The sequence below is a fragment of the Nonomuraea sp. NPDC049141 genome (genome assembly GCF_040648415.1).
In the GTDB taxonomy this organism is placed as follows: Bacteria; Actinomycetota; Actinomycetes; order Streptosporangiales; family Streptosporangiaceae; genus Nonomuraea.
Map to the genome: position 1 here is coordinate 449,266 of NZ_JBEZDR010000009.1, position 21,265 is coordinate 470,530.

The window sequence follows — 21,265 nt, forward strand, 5'->3', positions numbered from 1 at the left end:
AGCCCTGGATACGGAGCTCACTCTTGTCTGACTACGACCCCGTCGAGGTGACACCGTTGCATGCCGACGAGGTGTCCCGCATGGAGGCCGACGCCCTGGCGGCGATCAAGACGGCCGGCGACCTCGACGCACTCAAGCAGGCGCGGCTGGCCCACGCCGGTGACCGCTCGCCCATCGCGCTGGCCAACCGCGAGATCGGCGCCCTGCCCCCCAAGGCCCGCGCCGAGGCCGGCAAGCGCGTCGGCGGCGCCCGTAAGGCGATCAACGAGGCGCTCGCCGCCCGGCAGGCCGAGCTGGAGGCCGAGCGCGACGCCCGGGTCCTCGTCGAGGAGGCCGTCGACGTCACCCTGCCGTGGGACCGGCGGCCGCTCGGCGCCCGACACCCGCTGACCACCATGCAGGAGCGCATCGCCGACACGTTCGTCGCGATGGGCTACGAGGTGGCCGAGGGCCCCGAGCTCGAAGGCGAGTGGTTCAACTTCGACGCGCTCAACATCGCCAAGGACCACCCGGCCCGCTCCGACCACGACACGTTCTTCGTCGAGTCCACCGAGTCGGGCATGGTGCTGCGCACCCAGACCTCGCCGGTGCAGATCCGCGCGCTGCTGCAGCGGGGCGCGCCGTGCTACGTCATCTCGCCGGGCAAGGTGTTCCGCACCGACGAGCTCGACGCCACTCACACCCCCGTCTTCCACCAGGTCGAGGGCCTGGCGATCGACGAGGGGCTGACGATGGCCCACCTCAAGGGCACGCTCGACCGGTTCGCCGAGGTCATGTTCGGCGAGGGCATCTCCACCAGGTTCCGGCCCAACTACTTCCCGTTCACCGAGCCGTCGGCCGAGATGGACCTCAAGTGCTTCGTCTGCCGCGGCGCCTCGGCGATCCCCGGCAACCCGCCGTGCCGCACCTGCAAGTCCGAGGGCTGGATCGAGTGGGGCGGCTGCGGCATGGTCAACCCGCGCGTGCTGATCGCCTGCGGCGTCGACCCGTCCACATACTCGGGCTTCGCCTTCGGCATGGGCATCGAACGTACGCTGATGTTCCGCCACAACGCTGAGGACATGCGCGACATGGTCGAGGGAGACGTGCGCTTCACGCTTCCGTTCGGAATGGAGATCTGATGAAGGTCCCGCTCTCCTGGCTGCGGGAGTACGCCGATCTCCCGGCGGTCACCGCGCAAGAGGTGGCCGACAAGCTCACCGCGGCAGGGCTCAAGCTCGAGTCGATCAGCTCGCACGGTCACGACGTGAAGAACGTCGTGGTCGGCGAGGTGCTCGAGATCGAGGAGCTGACCGGTTTCAAGAAGCCGATCAGGCACTGCAAGGTCGAGGTGGGGGAGGCGATGCCGCGCGAGATCGTCTGCGGCGCCACCAACTTCGCCGCCGGTGACCGCGTGCCGGTCGTCCTGCCGGGCGGCGTGCTGCCGGGCGGCTTCGAGGTCGGCTCGCGCAAGACGTACGGGCGGCTGTCCGAGGGCATGATCTGCTCCGAGCGCGAGCTCGGTCTCGGCGACGACCACGGCGGCATCATGGTCCTGCCCGCCGGCACGCCGATCGGCGCCGACGTGGTCGAGCTGCTCGGGCTCCGCGACGACGTGATCGAGCTGGAGATCACCCCCGACATCGGCTACGCGCTGTCGATCAGGGGCGTGGCGCGCGAGGCCGCGACCGCGTTCGAGGTCGCCTTCCGCGACCCCGCCGACGTCGAGCTGCCCGCCGCCGACGAGCAGGCGTGGCCCGCCTCGATCGGCGACCCGGACGCCTGCGACCGGTTCGTGCTGCGCGAGGTCACCGGCTTCGACCCCGCCGCCCAGAGCCCGCTCTGGATGCGCGTACGGCTCACCCGGGCCGGGATGCGGCCGGTGTCGCTGGCCGTCGACATCACCAACTACCTGATGCTGGAGCTCGGCCAGCCGCTGCATGCCTTCGACCGGGCCAAGCTCACCGGCGAGATCGTCGTACGCAGGGCCGTCCAAGGCGAGACGCTCGAGACGCTCGACCACGTCACCCGCAAGCTCGACCCCGACGACATCCTGATCACCGACCAGTCGGGCCCGATCTCGATGGCGGGCACGATGGGCGGGCTGGAGACCGAGATCTCCGGCGAGTCGACGGACATCGTCATCGAGGCCGCGCACTTCTCGGCGACCGGCATCTCCCGCGAGTCCCGCAGGCACAACCTCGTCTCCGAGGCGTCCAAGCGGTTCGAGCGCGGCGTCGACCGCGAGCTGCCGCTGGTCGCCTCCTGGCGGGCCGTACGGCTGCTGGCCGAGCTGGGCGGCGCCACCGTACGACCGGGCGTCACGCACGCCGAGGTCGACGTCGCGCCGGCCCGCATCGCGATCCCGGCGAGCCATCCGGGCGACGTGGCCGGCGTGCCCTACTCCAAGGAGACCGTCGTACGGCGGCTGGAGCAGGTCGGCTGTGTCGTGACCGACGGCGACGACCCGGCCGTGCGCACGGGCGGCGTCGACCCGACCGGGGTCGTGACCGGCGGCGAGCTGGCGGCCAAGCTGGCCGTCACCGGCGACGACATGATCACGGTCACCCCGCCGTCCTGGCGGCCCGACCTCACCGACCCCAACGACCTGGCCGAAGAGGTCATCCGCCTCGAAGGCTACGAGCGCCTGCCCTCCATCCTGCCCAAGGCCCCGGCCGGAGCCGGGCTGACCGAGGGACAGCGGCTGCGCAGGCGGGTCGGCAGGACGCTGGCCGCCGCCGGTTACGTCGAGGTGCTCGCCTACCCGTTCATCAGTGAGGGCGACTTCGACGCCCTGCAGCTGCCCGCCGACGACCCGCGCCGCCGCGCCCTGCGGCTGGCCAACCCGCTGGCCGAAGACGAGCCGCTGATGCGCACGACGCTGCTGCCCGGGCTGCTGAAGACCCTGGTACGCAACACCGGGCGCGGCTTCTCCGACGTGGCGCTGTTCGAGTCGGGACTGGTCTTCCGGCCCCGCGAGGGAGCGCCGGCCACCGCGCCGGTGCTGCGTGTCGAGGACCGGCCGAGCGGCGACGAGCTGGCCTCGATCGCCGCGGCCCTGCCCGACCAGCCGCACCGGGTCGCGGTCGTGCTGGCCGGCGAGTTCGAGCGGTCCGGCTGGTGGGGTCGCGGGCGCCAGGAGTGCTGGGCCGACGCCGTGCAGGCGGCCCGGCTGGTGGCGGCCGAGGCGGGCGTCGAGCTGTCGGTCATCGCCGACCAGCACGAACCCTGGCACCCCGGCAGGTGCGCCGCGCTCTACGTCGGTGACACGCTCGTCGGCCACGCCGGTGAGCTGCACCCGCGCGTCGCCGAGGCCTACGGGCTGCCGCCGCGCACCTCGGCGATGGAGCTGGAGCTGTCCAGGCTGGAGTCGGCCATGCCGGGCCCGGCCGAGGCGCCGGCCGTCTCGTCCTACCCGGTCGCGACCCAGGACGTGGCGCTGATCGTGCCCGACTTCACGCCGGTCGCCGACGTGGAGGCGGCGCTGCGTGACGGGGCCGGGGAGCTGCTGGAGTCGATCCGGCTGTTCGACGTCTACGCCGGGGAGCAGGTGGGGGAGGGCCACAAGTCGCTCGCGTACACGCTGCGCTTCCGCGCGGCCGACCGCACGCTGACGGTGGAGGAGACGACGGCGGCTCGCGACGCCGCCGTGGCCATGGCCGCCGACCGCGTCGGCGCCCAGCTCCGCAGCGCCTGACCTGCCTGCTGGCACGGGCGGACGTGCCGCGGCTGACCGGTTGGTCCGGCCGCGTCCGATCGCCGATCGCTGTTCCGAGGTCCGGTACGGTCCGCCGTGCCGGGCCTCACGCTTGAAGGGCCGGAGATGAGGCATCTGCTGGTGTTCGCCGAGCGCGACGACGCCGAGGAGGTCGCGGAGGCGCTGGGCGAGCGGTTCCCCGCGCTGGGGATACCCCAGGTCGTGCGGGAGACGCTCGCGGGCGAGGACGACGCCGAGGACGCCCAGTGGCTGGTCGTCCTGGAAGGACTGGACGAGGGCGGCCTGTCGGAGGTCGACGCGCTCGTGGAACAACACGACGGCTGGCGCGAGCCGGGCTGACCCGCGTCCAGGGCTCGCTCGCCCGGCACGCGCGGCGGCGCTGAACGCGTCCGGGCCGCCATCGACGGCCCTCCCGCGCTCGCGCGGCGGCGCGGCCTCTGGCCATGGCCACCGCCGAGGGCGTCAGGCGGGGAGTTGGTCGGCTCGGCGGGCCTTCTCGGCCAGGGCGTGCTCGTCGGTGCGCGAGTCGTACCGGCGGAACTTCGGCAGCATCGCCGCCAGTCCCGCCACCGCCGCGACGCACAGCACGCCGCCCGCCCCCAGGGAGAACCGGGCGCCGCCCAGCTGCGCCATCAGCCCGGCGCGCGCGTTGCCGAGCATCGGACCGCTGGCGTAGGACAGCAGCTCGATGCCGGCCAGCCTGCCCCGCAGCTCGTTGGGGATCGTCTGGTTCCACATCGTCATGCGGAAGATACCGCTGATCATGTCGGCCGCCCCGGCCAGCGCCAGGCAGAAGAAGATCGCCCAGACGTTCGGGATCGCCGCCGCCAGTGCCATCGCGGCACCCCACAGCGTCGCCGCGATGATCACGCCCATGCCCTGCCGGTGGACGCGCGCCGTCCAGCCGCCGGTGAGCGAGGCCACCAGGGAGCCCACCGCACCCGCCGAATAGAGCAGCCCGAGTGCCTGCGGTGCGCCCAGCTCGTCGGCCAGGAACGGGAACAGCGCCGTCGACATCGCGAACAGCATCGCGGCGATGTCGACCAGGTAGGTGCCGACCAGATCACCGCGCCCGGCCGCGTAGCGCACGCCCTCGACCAGCGAGCTCAGCGACGCGGGCGCGGCGTCCTCGGCGGGTGGCACGGCCCTGATCCGCCAGAGCAGCACCAGGGACAGGACGAAGCTCACCGTGTCGACGCCATAGGCGACGGCCGTGCCGAACGCCGTCACCAGTAGCCCGCCGAGAGCCGGGGCGACGATCGCGCCGAGGTTCCAGCGCAGGCTCGCCAGCACCGCGGCCGCGCTGAGCTGGTCGTGTCTGACCACCTGCGGGATCAGCGCCTCCAGGCTGGGCCGCTGCAGGCACGCGATGCCCATCGCCAGCGCGCCGACCACGTAGAGGACCCAGATCTGCGGGTGGGGGAGCAGCGAGTTGACCATGAGCAGCCCCGAGGTCACCATCAGCCCCAGCTCGCTGAGCAGGATGACCGTGCGCCGGTCGAGCGCGTCGGCGATGGCGCCGCCCCACAGCCCGCACACCACCATCGGCACGAACTCGGCCAGGCTCACCAGGCCGACCGCCACGTAGGAGCCGGTGAGCTCCTTCATCTGGTACGGCACGGCCACCACGGTGATGAACGTGCCGAACATGGTGATGACACCCGAGGCCATGAGCAGCCGATAGTCTCGCGAGTCGCGCAACGGGCCCAGATCGGGCACCAGCCCGCGGAGCAGGCGCTTCAGTCGATCGGCCACAAGGTGTGATTCTGCGCTGCGGCCCTCGGCGCGGGCAATCGGTTTTCTTCCGGCACACGCTTGGGGCCCCCGGAGAGAACTCCGGGGGCCCCAAGGAGACATGTTCAGGCGGGCACCTTGTCCAGGAAGCCCAGGACCCGGGCGATCCTGCCGTCCGCGGCCAGCTGCACCACGTCGAACCCGACCACCACCGGCTCCTCGCCCGCCGGGCCCAGGTGCCAGCTGAACCGGGCGATGTCGTGGTGGGCGTCGTACACCTCGCCGGGGCTGAACACGAAGCCGGGGAACATGCCCTGCGCGCCCTCGATCAGCGCGGCGAGCCCGGCGTGACCGGCCACCTCGGCCAGCGGGTCGGTGTAGGTGGCGTCCTCGGTCCACAGCGCGGCCACGGCCTTGGCGCGGGCGTCGGCGTCGGTCTCGTTCCAGGCGGCGATGTAGCGGTCGACCAGCTCGTTGCTCATGATTTTCTACCTTTCAGATGATTTTTCGACTTAAAACAGGGGGCTAGCGGAGCCGGCGGAGGCCCATGATCTGCAGCTCGGCGAAGACGCCGACCACGAGGGCCTGGGCGATCGCCCACACCGCGCCGATCGTGGTGAACTCCGCCACCCCGGTGACCACGGCGAGCACGCTGCCCAGGGTCCAGACGGCGTTGAGCGCGATCACGGCCTTGGTCGCCACCGGGCTGATCGCGCGGCGGCTCGCCAGCAGGCCGACCGCCGCGCCGTACACGAGAAGGAAGACGCCGATCTCCCTGAGCAGCCCCGCGTCCGGGCCGAGCAGGTCGCTCGCGGGACCGGCGGCGGCGAGGTAGGCGAGCCCGTTGACACCGGTGACGACGGCGTCGAGAACCAGCGTCAGGCGCAGGAACCTGGCGCGGTCGGTCATGGTGAGGACGGTCATTTCGGCCCTTCCTTCCGGGAGTTCGTTCAGACATGAGAAACATGTCAGCCGGGGTGGGGGCGCCGCGATTACGCCGGAGGTAAAGCGGGCGCTTATCTCCCGCTCCACCTGGGATCCGGACCCCGAAAAAGGAAATGCAAGATCTTTGGGGATCGACGCCTCACGTCGCCCACGGGCCCGGCATAGTGGTCAGCCCGGCAAGGGGATGGTGTTTTCCCAGGTCGGAGCGATGGGGGGTCGCAGTGGGTCTGTGGCGAAAAATCATGAAGACAGGGCGGATGGCCGAGCCACCGCTGGAACGTGCCAAAAGTCCGGGGGTGCCGGAACTGGTGGGGTCGGTGCAGCTCCGCCACGTCGACGCGGGCTCGTGCAACGGATGCGAGGTGGAGATCGCCTCGGTGTTCGGACCGGTGTACGACGCGGAGCGCTACGGCGCCCGGCTGGTCGCCTCGCCGCGGCACGCCGACGCGTTGCTGGTCACGGGGCCGGTGACGCGCAACATGGAGATCGCGCTGCGCCGCACCTACGAGGCGGTGCCGGAGCCGCGCCGGGTGATCGCGCTGGGTGACTGCGCGCGTGACTGCGGGGCGTTCGCGGGCGCGTACGGCGTGGCGGGCGCGGTCGGCGACGTGGTGCCGGTCGACGTCGAGGTCCCCGGCTGCCCGCCACCACCCGAGGCGATCATCGAGGCGCTCCGCGGGATGACCGGTCGATGACCCTCTACGCGTGCGCCCTGGGCCTCTGCCTGGTCGCCGCCCTCGTCGCCCTGCTGCCCGCACGCGCACCCGCCGCCGAGGCCGAGGCCCCGGAGCGGGAACGCGGCGCCGAGGGCGCGGAACGGGAACGCGCGGCGGGGGCGAGCACTGTGGCGGCGGGGGTGATCACCGCGGCGGCCGGGGCGGTGGCGACCGTGGCGGGGGTGCTGGCGATGCTCGGCCACGGCTGGTCGGCCTGGTTGCCCGACCTGCTGCCCCTGGGCGGCGTACGGCTGGCGCTCGACCCGCTCGGCGGCCTGTTCACCGCCGTCACGGGCGGGGTGACGGTGTGCGCGGCGATCCACGGCATCGGCTCCGGCCCGGCCAGGGCCACGCGGGCGGTCGTGCCGTTGTTCGTGGCCGCCCTGCTGCTGGTGCCCGCGGCCGACGGGGTGGGCGCGTTCCTGCTCGGCTGGGAGCTGATGGCGATGACCTCGCTCCTGCTCGTGCTGGCCGAGCATCGCACGCGGCCGTCGGTCAGGAAGGCCGCGCTCTGGTACGCCGTCATGACCCACCTCGGCCTGGTGGCGATCATGTGCGGCCTGTGCTACCTGGCCGCCGGAGCCATGGGCGACGGCTTCGACCAGCTACGCGCCGCCGAGCTGTCGCCCGCCGCCAGGAACGTGATCTTCCTGACCACCCTGGCCGGGTTCGCCGCCAAGGCCGGCATCGTGCCGCTGCACGTGTGGCTGCCCAGGGCCTACCCGGCCGCGCCCGGCCACGTGTCGCCGCTGATGAGCGGCGCCATGGTCAACATGGGCGTCTACGGCCTCGTCAGGGTCGGGCTCGACCTGCTGCGCGGCGGCCCCGTCTGGTGGTGGTGGATCGTCCTGGCGCTCGGCGCCCTCTCGGCCCTGTACGGCGTGCTCCACGCGGCGATGGCCACCGACCTGAAACGGCTGCTCGGCTACTCCTCGACCGAGAACATGGGCCTGGTGCTCATCGGCGTCGGCGCGGCCGGCTTCTTCGCGGCCGACGGCGCCGCCCCGCTGGCCGCCCTCGCCCTCACCGCGGCACTGCTGCACGTGGTCAACCACGCCGCCTTCAAGACGCTGCTGTTCCAGGCGGCCGGCTCGGTCCAGCGGGCGACGGGCACCAGGGACCTGGACGCGCTCGGCGGCCTGCGCACCCGCATGCCGTACACCACCGCCCTGTTCGCCATCGGCGCCCTGTGCGCGTCGGCGCTGCCGCCCGGCAACGGCTTCGTCAGCGAATGGCTGCTGCTGCAGAGCCTCATCCACGCGCTGCCCGCCTCCGGTGTGGCGGGCGCGGTCACGATGCCGCTGGCCGTGGGCGCCATCGCGCTCACGGCGGGACTGGCCGTGGCCACGTTCGTGAAGGCGTTCGGCGTCGGCTTCCTGGCCCGCCCGCGCGGTCCGGGCGCCGAACAGGCGGCGGAGAGCCCGCGTACCGCGATCTACGGGATGGCGCTGGCCGCGACGGCCTGCCTGTTCCTCGCGCTCAACCCCACGCTGGTGCTCCCCGCGCTCATCGACGCCGTCACGGAGATCATCCCCGCGGGCCGGCCGGTCACGGGCGAGGTGACGCTCCGGCTCACCGCGATCACCGGCTCGATCTCGCCGATCCTCATCGCGCTGGCGCTGGCCGGGGCCATGGTGGCGGTGCCGGCGCTGGTCCGCGCGGTGGCCACCCGGCGCGTACGACGGGCGGCCCGCCTGTGGGACTGCGGCGCCGGACCGGTGTCGGCCCGCATGGAGTACACCGCCACCTCCTTCGCCGAACCCCTGCAACGGGTCTTCGTCGACGCCCTGCAACCGGAGCGCGCCATCGACGTGACAGCCGTCAAGGAGTCGGCGTACCTCGTGCGGCGGGTCCGGTTCCGGGCCAGGGTGCCCGACCGGGTCGAACGCCGCCTGTACGAGCCGGTGCTGGCCGCCGCGGTCCGGCTCGGCACGGGCGCGCGGCGGCTCGCCGACGGCAGCGTCCACCGCTACCTGTCCTACGGCTTCTACGCGCTGACCGGCGTGCTGATCGTGCTGGCGGTGATCTCGTGATCGCCATGGTGCTGCAACTGCTCGTGGTGGCCGCCGGAGCGCCGCTGCTCGTCGGCCTGATGCGCCAGGTCAGGGCACGCCTGGAGGGCCGCGCGGGCGCCGGGGTGCGGCAGCCGTGGCGCGACCTGCGCAAGCTGGTGCGCAAGGAGGCCATCGCCCCGCACGGCACGGGCTGGCCGTTCAGGGCCGCCCCGCCGCTGCTGGCCGGGACCACGCTGGTGGTCGCGGCGGCGGTGCCGCTGGTCACCGCCGACTCGCCGCTCGACGGCGTCGCCGACCTGTTCGCGGTCGCCGCGCTGCTCGCACTCGGCTCGGTGGCGCTGGCGCTGGGCGGGCTCGACACGGGCACCGCGTTCGGCGGGATGGGCGCCAGCCGTGAGATGACCGTGCTCGCCCTGGTCGAGCCGACGATCCTGCTGGCGGTGTTCGCGTTGTCGATCCGGGTGGGCACCACCGACCTGGGCGCGATCGTCACCGCCACCGAGAGCAGCCCGCTGTCGCTCATCTCCCCGGTCAGCCTGCTGGCCGCCGTCGCGCTCGCGGTGGTCACGATCGCCGAGTCGGGCCGGATCCCGGTGGACAACCCCTCGACCCACCTGGAGCTGACGATGATCCACGAGGCGATGATCCTGGAGTACGCGGGCCCGGACCTGGCGCTCATCGAGTGGGCCTCGGCGATGCGGCTGACGGTCATGCTGGGGCTGTTCGCCGGGCTGTTCGCGCCGTTCGGCATCGCCACCGCGAGCGCCGGGCCGGTCGCGCTGCTGGTCGCCGTGGTGGCCTTCGCCGCGAAGGTGACGCTGCTGGGCGGCGTGCTGGCGGCCGGCGAGGTGTTCATGGCCAAGCTGCGCCTGTTCCGCATCCCCGAGCTGCTGGCCGGCTCGTTCCTGATGGCCCTGCTGGCGGTCGCCGCCTCCTTTTTCCTGGCGTGAGTGAGATGACTGATCCCCTGTACGTGCAGGCGCTCGACCTGGCCTGCGGCGCCTTCCTGCTGACCGGGGTGCTGGTGCTGTGGCGGCGCGACCTGGCCGCGATCATCTGGCTGTTCGGGCTGCAGGGGGTGGCGCTGGGCGCGCTGATCGCGGTCAGAGGGCTGCACGAGGCCGACGTGGAGCTGACCGTGCTCGGCCTTGGGGTGGGGCTGCTGCGCGCGGTGCTCCTGCCGTACCTGATGCGGCGCGCGCTGGCGGCCGGCGAGGAGGGGCGCGAGGCCCGGCCGCACGTCAGTGTCGCCGCGTCGCTGCTGGTCACGGCCGTCCTGACGATGATCGCGTACGCGGTCTCCCAGCCCCTGGTACGGCTGGCGCCCACCCCCGCCACGCAGGCCGTGCCGATCGCGCTGACCGTGCTGCTGGTGGGCTTCTTCGTGCTGGTCACCAGGAGGCGGGCGCTGTCGCAGGTGGTCGGGTTCCTGCTGATGGACAACGCCATCACCGCCGCCGCGTTCCTCACCACCACCGGGGTGCCGCTGGTGGTGGAGCTGGGCGTCTCCCTCGATGTGCTGCTGGCCGTACTGGCGCTGCAGGTTCTGACCACCCGGATGCGGGCCGCGTTCGGCGGCACCGACCTCGACGAGCTACGGGAGCTGCACGACTGATGATGATCGTCCCGGTGGCGCTGCCACTCGTGGCCGCCTGCCTGTATGCCCTGTTCGGCTGGAACCGCGTGACGGCGTGGCTCGGCGCCGTGTCCGCGGGCGGGCTGCTCGCCGTCGCCGTCCTGCTCGCGCGGGCCGGTGCGGGGAGCGGGCTGTGGGGGCTGCTGCGGGTGGACGCGCTCAGCGCGTACATGCTGATCGTGATCGGCGTCGTGGCGATGCTCGCGATGCTGGCCAGCCCCGGCTACCTGCGGGCCGAGGCGGTCGCCGGGCACGCGGGGCCGGCGGCCGCCCGCCGTTACGGGATCTTCACCCAGTGCTTCGTCGCGGCGATGGCGACGGCCGTGCTCGCCGCCAGCCTCGGGATGCTCTGGGTGGCGGTGGAGGCGACCACGATCCTGACCGCGTTCCTGGTCGGGCACCGCCAAACCAGGAAGGCCACCGAGGCGGCCTGGAAGTACGTGGTGATCTGCTCGGTCGGCATCGCGCTCGCGCTGCTCGGCCTGGTGATCGTGCACTACGCCGCCGTGCACGCCGGGCTGTCCACGCGCGAGGGGCTCGACTGGGTGTCGCTGGCCGGGCACGCCGGGCGGCTCGACCCGGGGGTGACGCGGATCGCGGTGGTGCTGCTCGTGCTCGGTTTCGGCGCCAAGGCGGGGCTGGCGCCGCTGCACGCCTGGCTGCCCGACGCGCACAGCCAGGCGCCCGCGCCGGTATCGGCGCTGATGTCCGGGGTCCTGCTGTCGGTGGCGTTCTACGCGATCCTGCGGGTCAAGGTGATCTCCGACGGGGCGCTCGGGCCGGGGTTCTGCCGGCTGCTGCTGATCGTGGTGGCGCTGGCGTCGCTGGCCGTGGCGGCGGCGCTGCTGATCGGGCAGCGCGACGTCAAGCGGATGCTGGCCTATTCGAGCATCGAGCACATGGGGCTGATCGCGCTCGGCGCGGCTATCGGCAGCGGCCTGGCACTGGCGGCCGTGCTGCTGCACATCCTGGGGCACGGGCTGGGCAAGTCGGTGCTGTTCATCGGGTCCGGGCGGATCCAGCAGGCGGCCGGGAGCAGCCGGATCGACGAGGTCGGCGGGCTGGGCGGGCAGGCGCCCGGACTGGCCACGCTCTTCGGACTCGGGCTGCTGGCGCTGCTGGGGTTGCCGCCGTTCAGCCTGTTCGCCAGCGAGCTCGGCATCGTACGGGCGGGCTTCACGGCCGGGCTCGGGTGGGCGATGGCGCCCGCGCTGGTGCTCATGCTGGTGATCGTCGCGGGAGTGGGCGGGACGGCCGGACGCATGCTGCTCGGCGACGCGCCACCGGGCGCAGCGGGCGGGCTGGGGATCCGCCTAGGGGGAGCGGGAGTGCCGCTGGTCGCGGGGCTCGTCGCGTGCGCGGCGCTCGGCGTGACGCTGGGGCCGCTCCGGCCGCTGCTGGAGTCCGCCGCCACCATCGCCACCATCGGACCGCCGGCCGGCCCCGTGGGAGGGGCGCGATGACCGCCGTCGTCGGAGGAGAGCCGACGGTCGCCGACATCGGGCCCGGCGAGCTCGTCGCGTGCGCCGCCGAACTGTTCGCCCTGGGGCATCGCGTCGCCCTCGTCGCCGCGCACGCCGAGGAGACCGGCTTCCGCCTCGTCTACCTGTTCACCGCCGCCCGCCCGGCGCGGCGGGCCGAGCTGCACGTACACCTGACCGAGCCCGCCGTCCCCAGCCTGGCCGCGCTCTCCTTCCCCGCCGGGCGCTTCGAGCGGGAGATCCGCGACCTGTACGGCATCACGCCCGAAGGCCACCCATTGCCCCAGCGCCTGGTCAGGCACCACCACTGGCCCCGAGGCTGGTACCCGATGCTCCCCGACGCGGGCCGGCCACCGTCGTTCGGCGATCCCGAGGGCCCCTACCCGTTCGGCGACGTGGAGGGCGACGGCGTCTACGAGATCCCGGTCGGCCCCGTGCACGCGGGCTGCATCGAGCCGGGCCACTTCCGCTTCTCGGTGGTCGGCGAGACGATTCTCAAGCTCAAGGCCCGCCTCTGGTTCGTGCACAAGGGTCTCGAACAGCTCTTCGAGGGCCGTCGCCCGGAAGACGGGCTGGCGCTGGCCGAGCGGGTCAGCGGCGACACGTCGGTCGGCCACGCCCTGGCCTACTGCCTGGCCGTCGAGGAGGCCACCGGCACGGCCGTCGACCCCGAGTCGCAGCGCGCCAGAGCCGTGCTGCTGGAGCTCGAACGCCTCTACAACCACGTCACCGACCTGGGCGCGCTCTGCAACGACGTCGCCCACAGCGTCCTGCAGGCCCACTGCGGCACTGTCCGCGAACACCTGCTGCGCGTCAACGCAGAGGTCACCGGCCACCGCCTGCTGCGCGGCGCGATCCGCCTCGGCGGCGCGGCGCCGCGGGCCATGCCCGACCCGGCAAGGCTGGCGGCGCTCGGCGCCGAGGTTGCCGAGATCGCCGGGCTCGCGCTCGGCCACGGCGTGGTCTCGGACCGGTTCACCGGCACCGCCGTGCTCACCGAGCGAGCCGCCGCGGACCTCGGCACGCTCGGCTACGTGGCCAGGGCCAGCGGGCTCGACATCGACGCCCGCCGCGACCACCCGTTCATCGACCTGGGGCCGTTCCCGGTGGCGACCCGGACGAGTGGAGACGTGCTGGCCCGCTTCCAGGTCAGGGCCGACGAGATCGCCGCCTCGATCGGGCTGATCGACCGGCTGGCGAACGCCTCGGGTGACTGGAGCCTGCCGGACGGGCGGCGCGGCTCGGGCGTGGGCATCGTCGAGGGCTGGCGCGGCACCATCGTCCACCGCGTCGAGCTGAACGGGGATGGCAGGCTGGCCAGAGTGAAGATCGCCGACCCGTCGTTCTTCAACTGGCCCGCGTTGCCGGTCGCGCTGGGCGGCGCGATCGTGCCCGACTTCCCGCTGGTCAACAAGAGCTTCAACCTGTCCTACGCGGGCAACGATCTCTAGCCGCCCAGCACCTCGCGGCGCAGGTGGGTCTTGAGGATCTTGCCGCCCGGGTTGCGCGGCAGCTCGGAGTCCCTGAACCAGACGTGAGCCGGGATCTTGAACTTGGCGATGCGCTCCACCAGGAAGGACTGGAGTTCCTCGGCGGTGGTCGAGGTGCCCGGCTTGAGCCGGACCACCGCGCCCACCTCCTCGCCCAGCTCGTCGTGGGGGATGCCGATCACCGCCGCGTCGTCGATCGCCGGGTGCTCGAACATGGCCGCCTCCACCTCGGCGCAGTAGACGTTCTCGCCGGCCCTGATGACCATGTCCTTCGCCCGGTCCACGATGTAGACGAAGCCGTCCTCGTCGATCTTGGCGAGGTCTCCGGTGTGCAGCCAGCCGTCGACGAAGGTCTGTGCCGTGGGCTCCGGCTTGTTCCAGTAGCGCATGATGACGTTCGGGCCGCGTACGCACAGCTCGCCCACCTCGCCGCGCGGCAGCTCCGCACCCGTCGGGGCGACCACCCGGACGTCGACCACGGCCGTGGGCAGGCCGATGCTGTCGGGCCTGGCCTGGTAGTCGGGGCCGCCGTTGCCCACCGCCAGGCCGGTCGTCTCCGTCATGCCGTAGCCGTTGGAGGCGGCGCGGTCGGGCAGGTTCTCGCCGATGCGCTCCAGCAGCTTCGGCGGAGCCGGTGCCCCGCCGTAGCCGAGGGTGGTCAGCGACGACAGGTCGTACTTACCGAAGTCGGGATGGGACATCAGCTGCCACGCGTTGGTCGGCACGCCGATCATCGCGGTGATCCGCTCGCGTTCGATCAGCCGCAGCGCCTGCTCGGGGTCCCACTTGTACATCAGGACCAGCCCGCCGCCGGCGAACATGGTGGTGGTCAGCGCGGAGAAGCAGCCGGTGACGTGGAACAGCGGCACGGTCAGCAGCGTCACCCGGCGCGCGCCCGCCGCCGCGGCGGCGTCCTTGCCGGCCAGCGCGACCGCCCGCATCAGCCCGTAGGCGACGGTCATCGGCGACTGGCCCAGGTTGCGGTGGCTGCCCAGCGCCCCCTTGGGATGCCCGGTCGTGCCGGAGGTGTAGAAGATCGTCGCCGGATCCTCGGGGGAGAGCTCGACGTCGGGCAGCGTCACGTCCGCGCCGACCTCGCCCAGCACGTCCTCGAACGAACGGGCGCCCTCGGGCGCCTCGCCCCTGGCCACGATCATCGGCACGCCGGTGGCCGCGAGCCGGACGGCCCGCTCGCCGTCCGCGATCAGCACCTTGGCGTCACAGTCGCGCACGCCGTACGCCAGCTCGGGCTCGGTCCACCAGGCGTTGAGCGGTACGGCGATCGCCCCGGCGGCCAGCGCGGCGGAGAAGGCCACCACCCACTCCGGATAGTTGCGCATGGCCACGACCACCCGGTCACCCTTGGCCACGCCGTACTCCGTCACCAGGCGGTTCGCCAGCGTCGCCGCCCGCCGGAAGTGCTCTTCGAACGTGATGTGCTCGTCCTCGTAGACGAGGAACTCCTTCTCGCCGTGGAACCTGCTCATCTCCAGCAGGGCGCGGAAGTGGCCCGGAGCGTGCTTCCAGGTTCGTACCCCGCTGTCGCCGATCTCCTCCATCTCGAAAAGCTGGCCAGGACCAGTGAGCTGGGCTTGGACCTGGGCATGAGAAAGAGTCATGCGAGCACTCCCACAGTGGACGGCGATCCCGGATAAATCACAGTACCGACCGGTAGGTACGTCGCGCTAGACCGCGAAATCCGGGCGAAACAGGCCATTAACCGTCTCGCTATGTGAGCGCAATGGCGCGCCCAGGTTGCGTGTTCATCCTCTGGAGGGCATCATCATCACAGTAAGAGCATGAGTTGAGATGCATAACTATGCAGGAGGTTCGGGATGAGAGCGGCGATCGCGGGAGCCAGCGGCTACGCGGGCGGTGAGCTGCTGCGCCTGCTGCTCGGGCACCCGGAGCTCGAGATCGGCACGCTCACCGCGGCCTCCAGCGCGGGCAGCGCGCTCGGCGCCCACCAGCCACACCTTCCGCAGCTCGCCGACCGGATCATCGAGGCCACCACCCCCGAAGCGCTCGCCGGGCACGACGTGGTCTTCCTGGCCCTGCCGCACGGTCACTCCGCGGCCGTCGCCGCCCGGCTGCCCGAGGACACGGTCGTCGTCGACTGCGGCGCCGACCACCGGCTCACCGACCCGGCCGCCTGGCAGGAGTTCTACGGCGGCGAGCACGCCGGCACCTGGCCCTACGGCCTGCCCGAGCTGCCCGGCCAGCGCGAGGTGCTCAAGAGCGCCAAGCGGATCGCGGTGCCCGGCTGCTACCCGACCTCCGTCATCCTCGCCCTGCTGCCCGCCTTCGCCGCCGGCCTGGCCGAGCCCGACGTGGTCGTGGTCGCCGCCAGCGGCACCAGCGGCGCGGGCAAGGCGCTCAAGCCCAACCTGCTCGGCAGCGAGGTCATCGGCTCGGTCAGCGCGTACGGCGTGGGCGGCGTCCACCGGCACACCCCGGAGATGGAGCAGGCCCTCGGCAGCGTCGCGGGCACCCCGGTCCGCGTGTCGTTCACCCCCACGCTGGCGCCGATGAGCCGCGGCATCCTGGCCACCTGCTCCGCCCCCGCCGCGCCTGGGCTGACCAAGGCCGCCGTGCGAGAGGCGTACGAGAGCGCGCTGGCCAAGGAGCCGTTCGTCACCCTGCTGCCCGAGGGCACCTGGCCGGCCACCGCGATGACCTACGGCGCCAACACCGCCGCCCTGCAAGTGACGCTCGACGAGCGCGCCGGCCGCCTGATAGCCGTCATCGCCATCGACAACCTCACCAAGGGCACGGCCGGAGGCGCGATCCAGAGCGTGAACCTCGCACTCGGCCTGCCGGAAGAGCTCGGCCTTCCCCTGACAGGAGTTGCTCCGTGAGCGAGCACAACGTACGACTCGATATGCATATCTATCCGGCACTCACGGAGGAAGCCGCATGAGCGTGACCGCCCCCCTCGGGTTCAGAGCCGCGGGTATCGCCGCCGGCATCAAGTCCGGCGACGCGCGCGACCTCGCCCTGGTCGTCAACGACGGGCCGAACCACGCCGCGGCCGGGGTCTTCACCGCCAACCGCGTCAAGGCCGCCCCCGTCCTGTGGTCGCAGCAGGTCCTGCGGGGCGGGCGGGTCCGGGCGGTCGTCCTCAACTCGGGCGGCGCCAACGCCTGCACCGGCCCCGAGGGCTTCCAGGACACGCACGCCACCGCCGAGAAGGCGGCCGAGGTGCTCCAGGACTCGGCGGGCGAGATCGCGGTCTGCTCGACCGGCCTGATCGGCGAGCGGCTGCCCATGGAGGCCCTGCTGGCCGGTGTGGAGGGGGCCGCCGCGCAGCTGTCCCGCGACGGCGGCCTGGCCGCGGCCGACGCCATCCGCACCACCGACACCGTCTCCAAGATCTCCTTCAAACGCGGCGGCGGCTACATGGTGGGCGGCATGGCCAAGGGCGCGGGCATGCTCGCCCCGGCCCTGGCCACGATGCTCTGCGTGATCACCACCGACGCCGACCTGACCGCCGAAGAGCTCGACGCCGCGCTGCGCGAGGCCACCTCCAAGACCTTCGACCGGCTCGACGCCGACGGCTGCATGTCCACCAACGACACCGTCCTGCTGCTGGCCAGCGGCGCCTCCGGGATCAAGCCGGACCTGGCGGAGTTCCAGCAGAAGGTCACCGAGGTCTGCGCCGACCTGGCCAGGCAGCTGCTGGTCGACGCGGAAGGCGCGTCCAAGGCCATCGCCATCGAGGTGGTCGGCGCCGTGTCGGAGGACGACGCGGTCAAGGTCGGCCGTGCCGTCTCCCGCTCGAACCTGCTCAAGTGCGCCATCCACGGCGAAGACCCCAACTGGGGTCGTGTGCTGGCCGCCGTCGGCACCACCGACGCCGTGTTCGAGCCCGACCGGCTGAACGTGGCCATCAACGGCATCTGGATCTGCCGCGGCGGCGCGGTCGGTGACGACCGGACCAAGGTCGACATGCGTCCCCGCGACGTGACGATCACCATCGACCTGTCGGCCGGCACCCACTCGGCCACCGTCCACACCACTGACCTGACCGCGGACTACGTCCACGAGAACTCGGCGTACTCCTCATGAGAGCCATCACCGCCCACACCAAGGCCGACACGCTCATCGAGGCCCTGCCCTGGCTGGCCCGCTTCCACGGCGCCATCGTCGTCATCAAGTACGGCGGCAACGCCATGATCGACCGGTCGCTCATGGAGGGCTTCGCCGAGGACATCGGCTTCCTGCACTACGCCGGCCTGCGGCCGGTCGTGGTGCACGGCGGCGGCCCGCAGATCAGCGAGCACTTGGACCGGCTGGGCATCGAGTCGACGTTCACGGCGGGGCTGCGGGTGACCACGCCCGAGGCCATGCAGGTGGTCAGGATGGTGCTGGTCGGCCAGGTCAACCGCGACGTCGTCGGCATGATCAACAGGCACGGCCCGCTCGCGGTCGGCATGTCGGGCGAGGACGCCCACCTGTTCACCGCCGAGCGCAAGCACGCGCTCGTCGACGGCGAGCCCGTCGACATCGGCCAGGTGGGCGAGATCGTCAAGGTCGACCCCGGCGCGGTCCGGGCCATGATCGACAACGGCCGCGTCCCCGTCGTCTCCAGCGTCGCCCGCGGCGACGACGGGGAGATCTACAACGTCAACGCCGACACCGCCGCCGCCGCGCTGGCCGTCGCCCTCCAGGCCGAGAAGCTCATCGTCCTCACCGACGTCGAGGGCCTGTACGCCAGCTGGCCCGACGACACCGACGTGATCGACAAACTCGACGGCGCCGCGCTGGAGGCCATGTTGCCCTCACTGTCGAGCGGCATGAAGCCCAAGATGGAAGCCTGCCTGACGGCGGTCCAGGGCGGCGTGCCCCAAGCTCACATTCTCGACGGCCGGGTGTCGCACTCGCTGCTGCTCGAGATCTTCACCGACCAAGGAATCGGAACCATGGTGATGCCCTGATGAATCTTCGTGACAGGTTCGAGCAAGCCTTCATGCCGAACTACGGCGTCCCGCCGATCGCCCTGGCACGAGGCGAGGGCACCCGCGTATGGGACGTGGACGGCAAGGAATACCTCGACTTCATCGGCGGCATCGCGGTCACCTCGCTCGGCCACGCCCACCCGGCCTTGGTCGAGGCGGTCTCCAAGCAGGTCGCGACGCTCGCGCACACGAGCAACCTGTTCCTGCACGAGCCCGAGGTGCTGCTCGCCGAGAAGCTCCTCGACCTGCTGAACGCCCCCGGCCGCGTCTTCTTCGCCAACTCCGGCACCGAGGCCAACGAGGCCGCCTACAAGCTGGCGCTCAAGTACGGCAGGCGCGACGGCCGCACCTACTTCGTCGCCGCCGAGAACGGTTTCCACGGCCGGACGATCGGCGCGCTCTCGCTGACGGGCAAGAAGTCGATCCGCGACCAGTTCGGACCGTTCCCGGTCGAGGTCCAGTTCGTCCCGTACGGTGACGCCGCCGCTCTCAAGGAGGCCGTGACCGGCGACTGCATCGCGGTGTTCCTGGAGCCCACCCAGGGCGAGGCGGGCGTGGTCCCGCCGCCGGACGGCTACTTCGCGGCGGCCCGCGAGATCTGCGACTCCACCGGCGCGCTGCTGGTCGCCGACGAGATCCAGTCCGCGATCGGCCGCACCGGGCACTGGTTCGCCCACCAGGCCGACGGCGTCATCCCCGACATCCTGACCCTGGCCAAGGGCCTGGGCGGCGGCCTGCCGATCGGGGCGTGCGTCGGCTTCGGCGACGCGGGCCGGCTGTTCGACAAGGGCGACCACGGCTCCACGTTCGGCGGCAACCCGGTCTCGTGCGCCGCGGCGCTGGCCGTGCTCGACAACCTCGACCTCGACCACGTGAAGACGATCGGCGACCGGCTGCGGACCGGCCTCGAAGCGGTCGGCCACCCGCTGCTGAAAGGCGTGCGCGGGCGCGGCCTGTGGCTGGCCGCCGTGCTGACCGAGCCGGTCTCCGGCAAGGTGCAGCAGGCGGCGGCCGACGCGGGCTTCCTGGTCAACGCGCTGCAGCCGGACGCCGTACGGATCGCGCCGCCGCTGGTCGTGACGGCCGAGCAGGTCGACGCGCTCGTCGCCGCCTTCCCCGGCATTCTCGACGAGGCGGCGAAATGACTACCCACGGCGTGGTCAGACACTTCCTGCGCGACGACGATCTCTCGCCCGCCGAGCAGGCCGACGTGCTCGACCTGGCCGCCGCGATGAAGAAGGACCGCTACGGCTACCGCCCGTTCGACGGGCCGCGGACCGTCGCCGTCCTGTTCGACAAGCCCTCCACCAGGACCCGGGTCTCCTTCGCCGTCGGCGTCGGCGAGCTGGGCGGGATCCCGCTGGTCATCGACGGCGGCAGCTCCCAGCTGGGCCGGGGCGAGCCGATCGAGGACACCGCCAGGGTGCTCGAACGGCAGGTCGCCGCGATCGTCTGGCGCACCGGCGGCCAGGAGCGCATCGAGGCCATGGCGGCGGGCACCACGGTGCCGGTGGTCAACGCGCTGACCGACGAGTTCCACCCCTGCCAGATCCTCGCCGACCTGCTGACCGTCCGCGAACGGTTCGGCAGGACGGCCGGGCGGACGCTCACCTACGTGGGCGACGGCGCCAACAACATGGCCCACTCCTACCTGCTGGGCGGCGCCACGGCCGGCATGCACGTACGGATCGGCGCCCCGGTCGGCTACCAGCCGGACGCCGTCATCCTCGACCGCGCCGCCGCCATCGCCGCGACCACCGGCGGCTCGGTGATCTCGCTGACCGACCCGGCCGCCGCCGCCCAGGGCGCGCACGTCGTCGCCACCGACACCTGGGTGTCGATGGGCCAGGACGGCAAGGAAGAGCGGGTCCACGCGCTCATGCCGTACCAGGTCAACTCCGAGCTCATGGAGCACGCCGCGCACGACGCGATCGTGCTGCACTGCCTGCCCGCCTATCGCGACTACGAGATCACCGCCGACGTGCTCGACGGCCCGCGCAGCGCGGTGTGGGACCAGGCCGAGAACCGGCTGCACGCCCAGAAGGCGCTGCTCCACTGGCTGGTGAGCAACCCATGACGATCCCGATGACCAAGGTCGCGCGGCAGGCGAAGATCACCGAGCTGCTGCAGCGCCAGGCCGTACGCTCCCAGCCGGACCTGGCCAAACTGCTCGCCGAGAGCGGGGTGGAGGTCACCCAGGCCACGCTCTCCCGCGATCTGGACGAACTCGGCGCGCTCAAGCTGCGCGCCGAGGACGGCTCGCTGGTGTACGCGCTGCCCGGCGAGGGCGGCGGCCGGATCCGGCTGGCCAGGCTGGGCACCGGTGAGTCCCCAGCCGCCCGGCTGCACCGGATCGCCGAGGAACTGCTGGTCTCCGCCGAGGCCTCGGCCAACCTGGTCATCGTCAGAACCCCGCCGGGCGCCGCCCAGTTCATGGCCTCCGCCATCGACCACGCCGACTGGGAGTCCATCCTCGGCACGGTCGCGGGCGACGACACGATCCTCGTCATCAGCCGCGATCCCCAGGGCGGGCACCAGGTGGCCGAGGCGCTGCTGAGGGTCGCGGCCCGACGCGCTTAGCCGTTTTCTGAAG

19 protein-coding genes are annotated in these 21,265 nt (G+C 72.2%); 15 read left to right on the forward strand and 4 right to left on the reverse strand.

Going from position 1 to position 21,265, the window contains the following annotated elements; all coding sequences use genetic code 11:
* The first annotated feature begins 80 nt into the window (after positions 1-80).
* From pheS to AB0B91_RS28810, 3 genes are all read left to right on the forward strand, one after another.
* A complete protein-coding gene (gene pheS / locus AB0B91_RS28800; protein WP_358326044.1) occupies positions 81-1,121 on the forward strand; it encodes a phenylalanine--tRNA ligase subunit alpha in 1,041 nt (346 codons plus the stop codon).
* Complete coding sequence (locus AB0B91_RS28805; RefSeq protein ID WP_358325923.1) at positions 1,121-3,676, forward strand: phenylalanine--tRNA ligase subunit beta; 2,556 nt, start codon at positions 1,121-1,123, stop codon at positions 3,674-3,676. Before pheS ends, AB0B91_RS28805 begins: the two co-directional genes overlap by 1 nt.
* 126 nt (positions 3,677-3,802) lie before the next feature.
* Complete coding sequence (locus AB0B91_RS28810) at positions 3,803-4,036, forward strand: hypothetical protein (RefSeq protein WP_358325926.1); 234 nt, start codon at positions 3,803-3,805, stop codon at positions 4,034-4,036.
* 123 nt (positions 4,037-4,159) lie between these two features.
* Here AB0B91_RS28810 and AB0B91_RS28815 read toward each other — a convergent pair whose 3' ends face one another.
* The 3 genes from AB0B91_RS28815 to AB0B91_RS28825 all read right to left on the reverse strand — a co-directional run bounded on the left by AB0B91_RS28815 (position 4,160) and on the right by AB0B91_RS28825 (position 6,355).
* Complete coding sequence (locus AB0B91_RS28815) at positions 4,160-5,452, reverse strand: MFS transporter (RefSeq protein ID WP_358325928.1); 1,293 nt, start codon at positions 5,450-5,452, stop codon at positions 4,160-4,162.
* Between the two features lie 104 nt (positions 5,453-5,556).
* Positions 5,557-5,913, reverse strand: a complete 357-nt coding sequence (locus tag AB0B91_RS28820) for a nuclear transport factor 2 family protein (RefSeq protein WP_358325931.1) — start codon at positions 5,911-5,913, stop codon at positions 5,557-5,559.
* 43 nt (positions 5,914-5,956) lie between these two features.
* Positions 5,957-6,355, reverse strand: coding sequence for a hypothetical protein (locus tag AB0B91_RS28825; protein WP_358325934.1), 399 nt, complete (start codon positions 6,353-6,355; stop codon positions 5,957-5,959).
* Positions 6,356-6,618: 263 nt separating this feature from the next.
* Here AB0B91_RS28825 and nuoB point away from each other — a divergent pair, with 263 nt between their 5' ends.
* The 6 genes from nuoB to AB0B91_RS28855 are packed head-to-tail and all read left to right on the forward strand — an operon-like array spanning position 6,619 to position 13,675.
* Positions 6,619-7,071 carry an NADH-quinone oxidoreductase subunit NuoB gene (gene nuoB, locus AB0B91_RS28830; RefSeq protein ID WP_358325937.1) on the forward strand — a complete coding sequence of 151 codons (453 nt, stop codon included), beginning with the start codon at positions 6,619-6,621 and terminating at the stop codon, positions 7,069-7,071.
* A complete protein-coding gene (locus AB0B91_RS28835) occupies positions 7,068-9,125 on the forward strand; it encodes a proton-conducting transporter membrane subunit (RefSeq protein ID WP_358325940.1) in 2,058 nt (685 codons plus the stop codon). The genes nuoB and AB0B91_RS28835 overlap by 4 nt, the downstream gene beginning before the upstream one ends.
* A gap of 5 nt (positions 9,126-9,130) precedes the next feature.
* Positions 9,131-10,057 carry an NADH-quinone oxidoreductase subunit H gene (locus AB0B91_RS28840; protein WP_358326047.1) on the forward strand — a complete coding sequence of 309 codons (927 nt, stop codon included), beginning with the start codon at positions 9,131-9,133 and terminating at the stop codon, positions 10,055-10,057.
* Positions 10,058-10,062: 5 nt separating this feature from the next.
* Positions 10,063-10,722, forward strand: a complete 660-nt coding sequence (locus AB0B91_RS28845; protein ID WP_358325943.1) for a hypothetical protein — start codon at positions 10,063-10,065, stop codon at positions 10,720-10,722.
* A complete protein-coding gene (locus AB0B91_RS28850) occupies positions 10,722-12,206 on the forward strand; it encodes a proton-conducting transporter membrane subunit (RefSeq protein WP_358325946.1) in 1,485 nt (494 codons plus the stop codon). Before AB0B91_RS28845 ends, AB0B91_RS28850 begins: the two co-directional genes overlap by 1 nt.
* Positions 12,203-13,675, forward strand: coding sequence for an NADH-quinone oxidoreductase subunit C (locus AB0B91_RS28855; RefSeq protein WP_358325949.1), 1,473 nt, complete (start codon positions 12,203-12,205; stop codon positions 13,673-13,675). Before AB0B91_RS28850 ends, AB0B91_RS28855 begins: the two co-directional genes overlap by 4 nt.
* On the opposite strand, the gene AB0B91_RS28860 is transcribed toward AB0B91_RS28855, so the two are convergent.
* Positions 13,672-15,333 (reverse strand): class I adenylate-forming enzyme family protein, encoded by a 1,662-nt coding sequence (locus AB0B91_RS28860; protein WP_358325952.1) that lies wholly within the window; start codon positions 15,331-15,333, stop codon positions 13,672-13,674. The genes AB0B91_RS28855 and AB0B91_RS28860 overlap by 4 nt on opposite strands.
* A gap of 216 nt (positions 15,334-15,549) precedes the next feature.
* Here AB0B91_RS28860 and argC point away from each other — a divergent pair, with 216 nt between their 5' ends.
* From argC to AB0B91_RS28890, 6 genes are read left to right on the forward strand one after another with little or no spacing between them, the layout of a single operon-like run.
* Positions 15,550-16,572, forward strand: a complete 1,023-nt coding sequence (gene argC / locus AB0B91_RS28865) for an N-acetyl-gamma-glutamyl-phosphate reductase (protein WP_358325955.1) — start codon at positions 15,550-15,552, stop codon at positions 16,570-16,572.
* A 58-nt stretch (positions 16,573-16,630) separates the two neighbouring features.
* Positions 16,631-17,782, forward strand: a complete 1,152-nt coding sequence (gene argJ, locus AB0B91_RS28870) for a bifunctional glutamate N-acetyltransferase/amino-acid acetyltransferase ArgJ (protein WP_358325959.1) — start codon at positions 16,631-16,633, stop codon at positions 17,780-17,782.
* A complete protein-coding gene (gene argB, locus AB0B91_RS28875) occupies positions 17,779-18,651 on the forward strand; it encodes an acetylglutamate kinase (RefSeq protein WP_358325962.1) in 873 nt (290 codons plus the stop codon). The genes argJ and argB overlap by 4 nt, the downstream gene beginning before the upstream one ends.
* Positions 18,651-19,817, forward strand: a complete 1,167-nt coding sequence (locus AB0B91_RS28880; protein ID WP_358325965.1) for an acetylornithine transaminase — start codon at positions 18,651-18,653, stop codon at positions 19,815-19,817. The genes argB and AB0B91_RS28880 overlap by 1 nt, the downstream gene beginning before the upstream one ends.
* Positions 19,814-20,749, forward strand: a complete 936-nt coding sequence (gene argF / locus AB0B91_RS28885) for an ornithine carbamoyltransferase (RefSeq protein ID WP_358325968.1) — start codon at positions 19,814-19,816, stop codon at positions 20,747-20,749. The genes AB0B91_RS28880 and argF overlap by 4 nt, the downstream gene beginning before the upstream one ends.
* Complete coding sequence (locus AB0B91_RS28890) at positions 20,746-21,252, forward strand: arginine repressor (protein ID WP_358325971.1); 507 nt, start codon at positions 20,746-20,748, stop codon at positions 21,250-21,252. Before argF ends, AB0B91_RS28890 begins: the two co-directional genes overlap by 4 nt.
* The last annotated feature ends 13 nt before the right edge of the window (positions 21,253-21,265 follow it).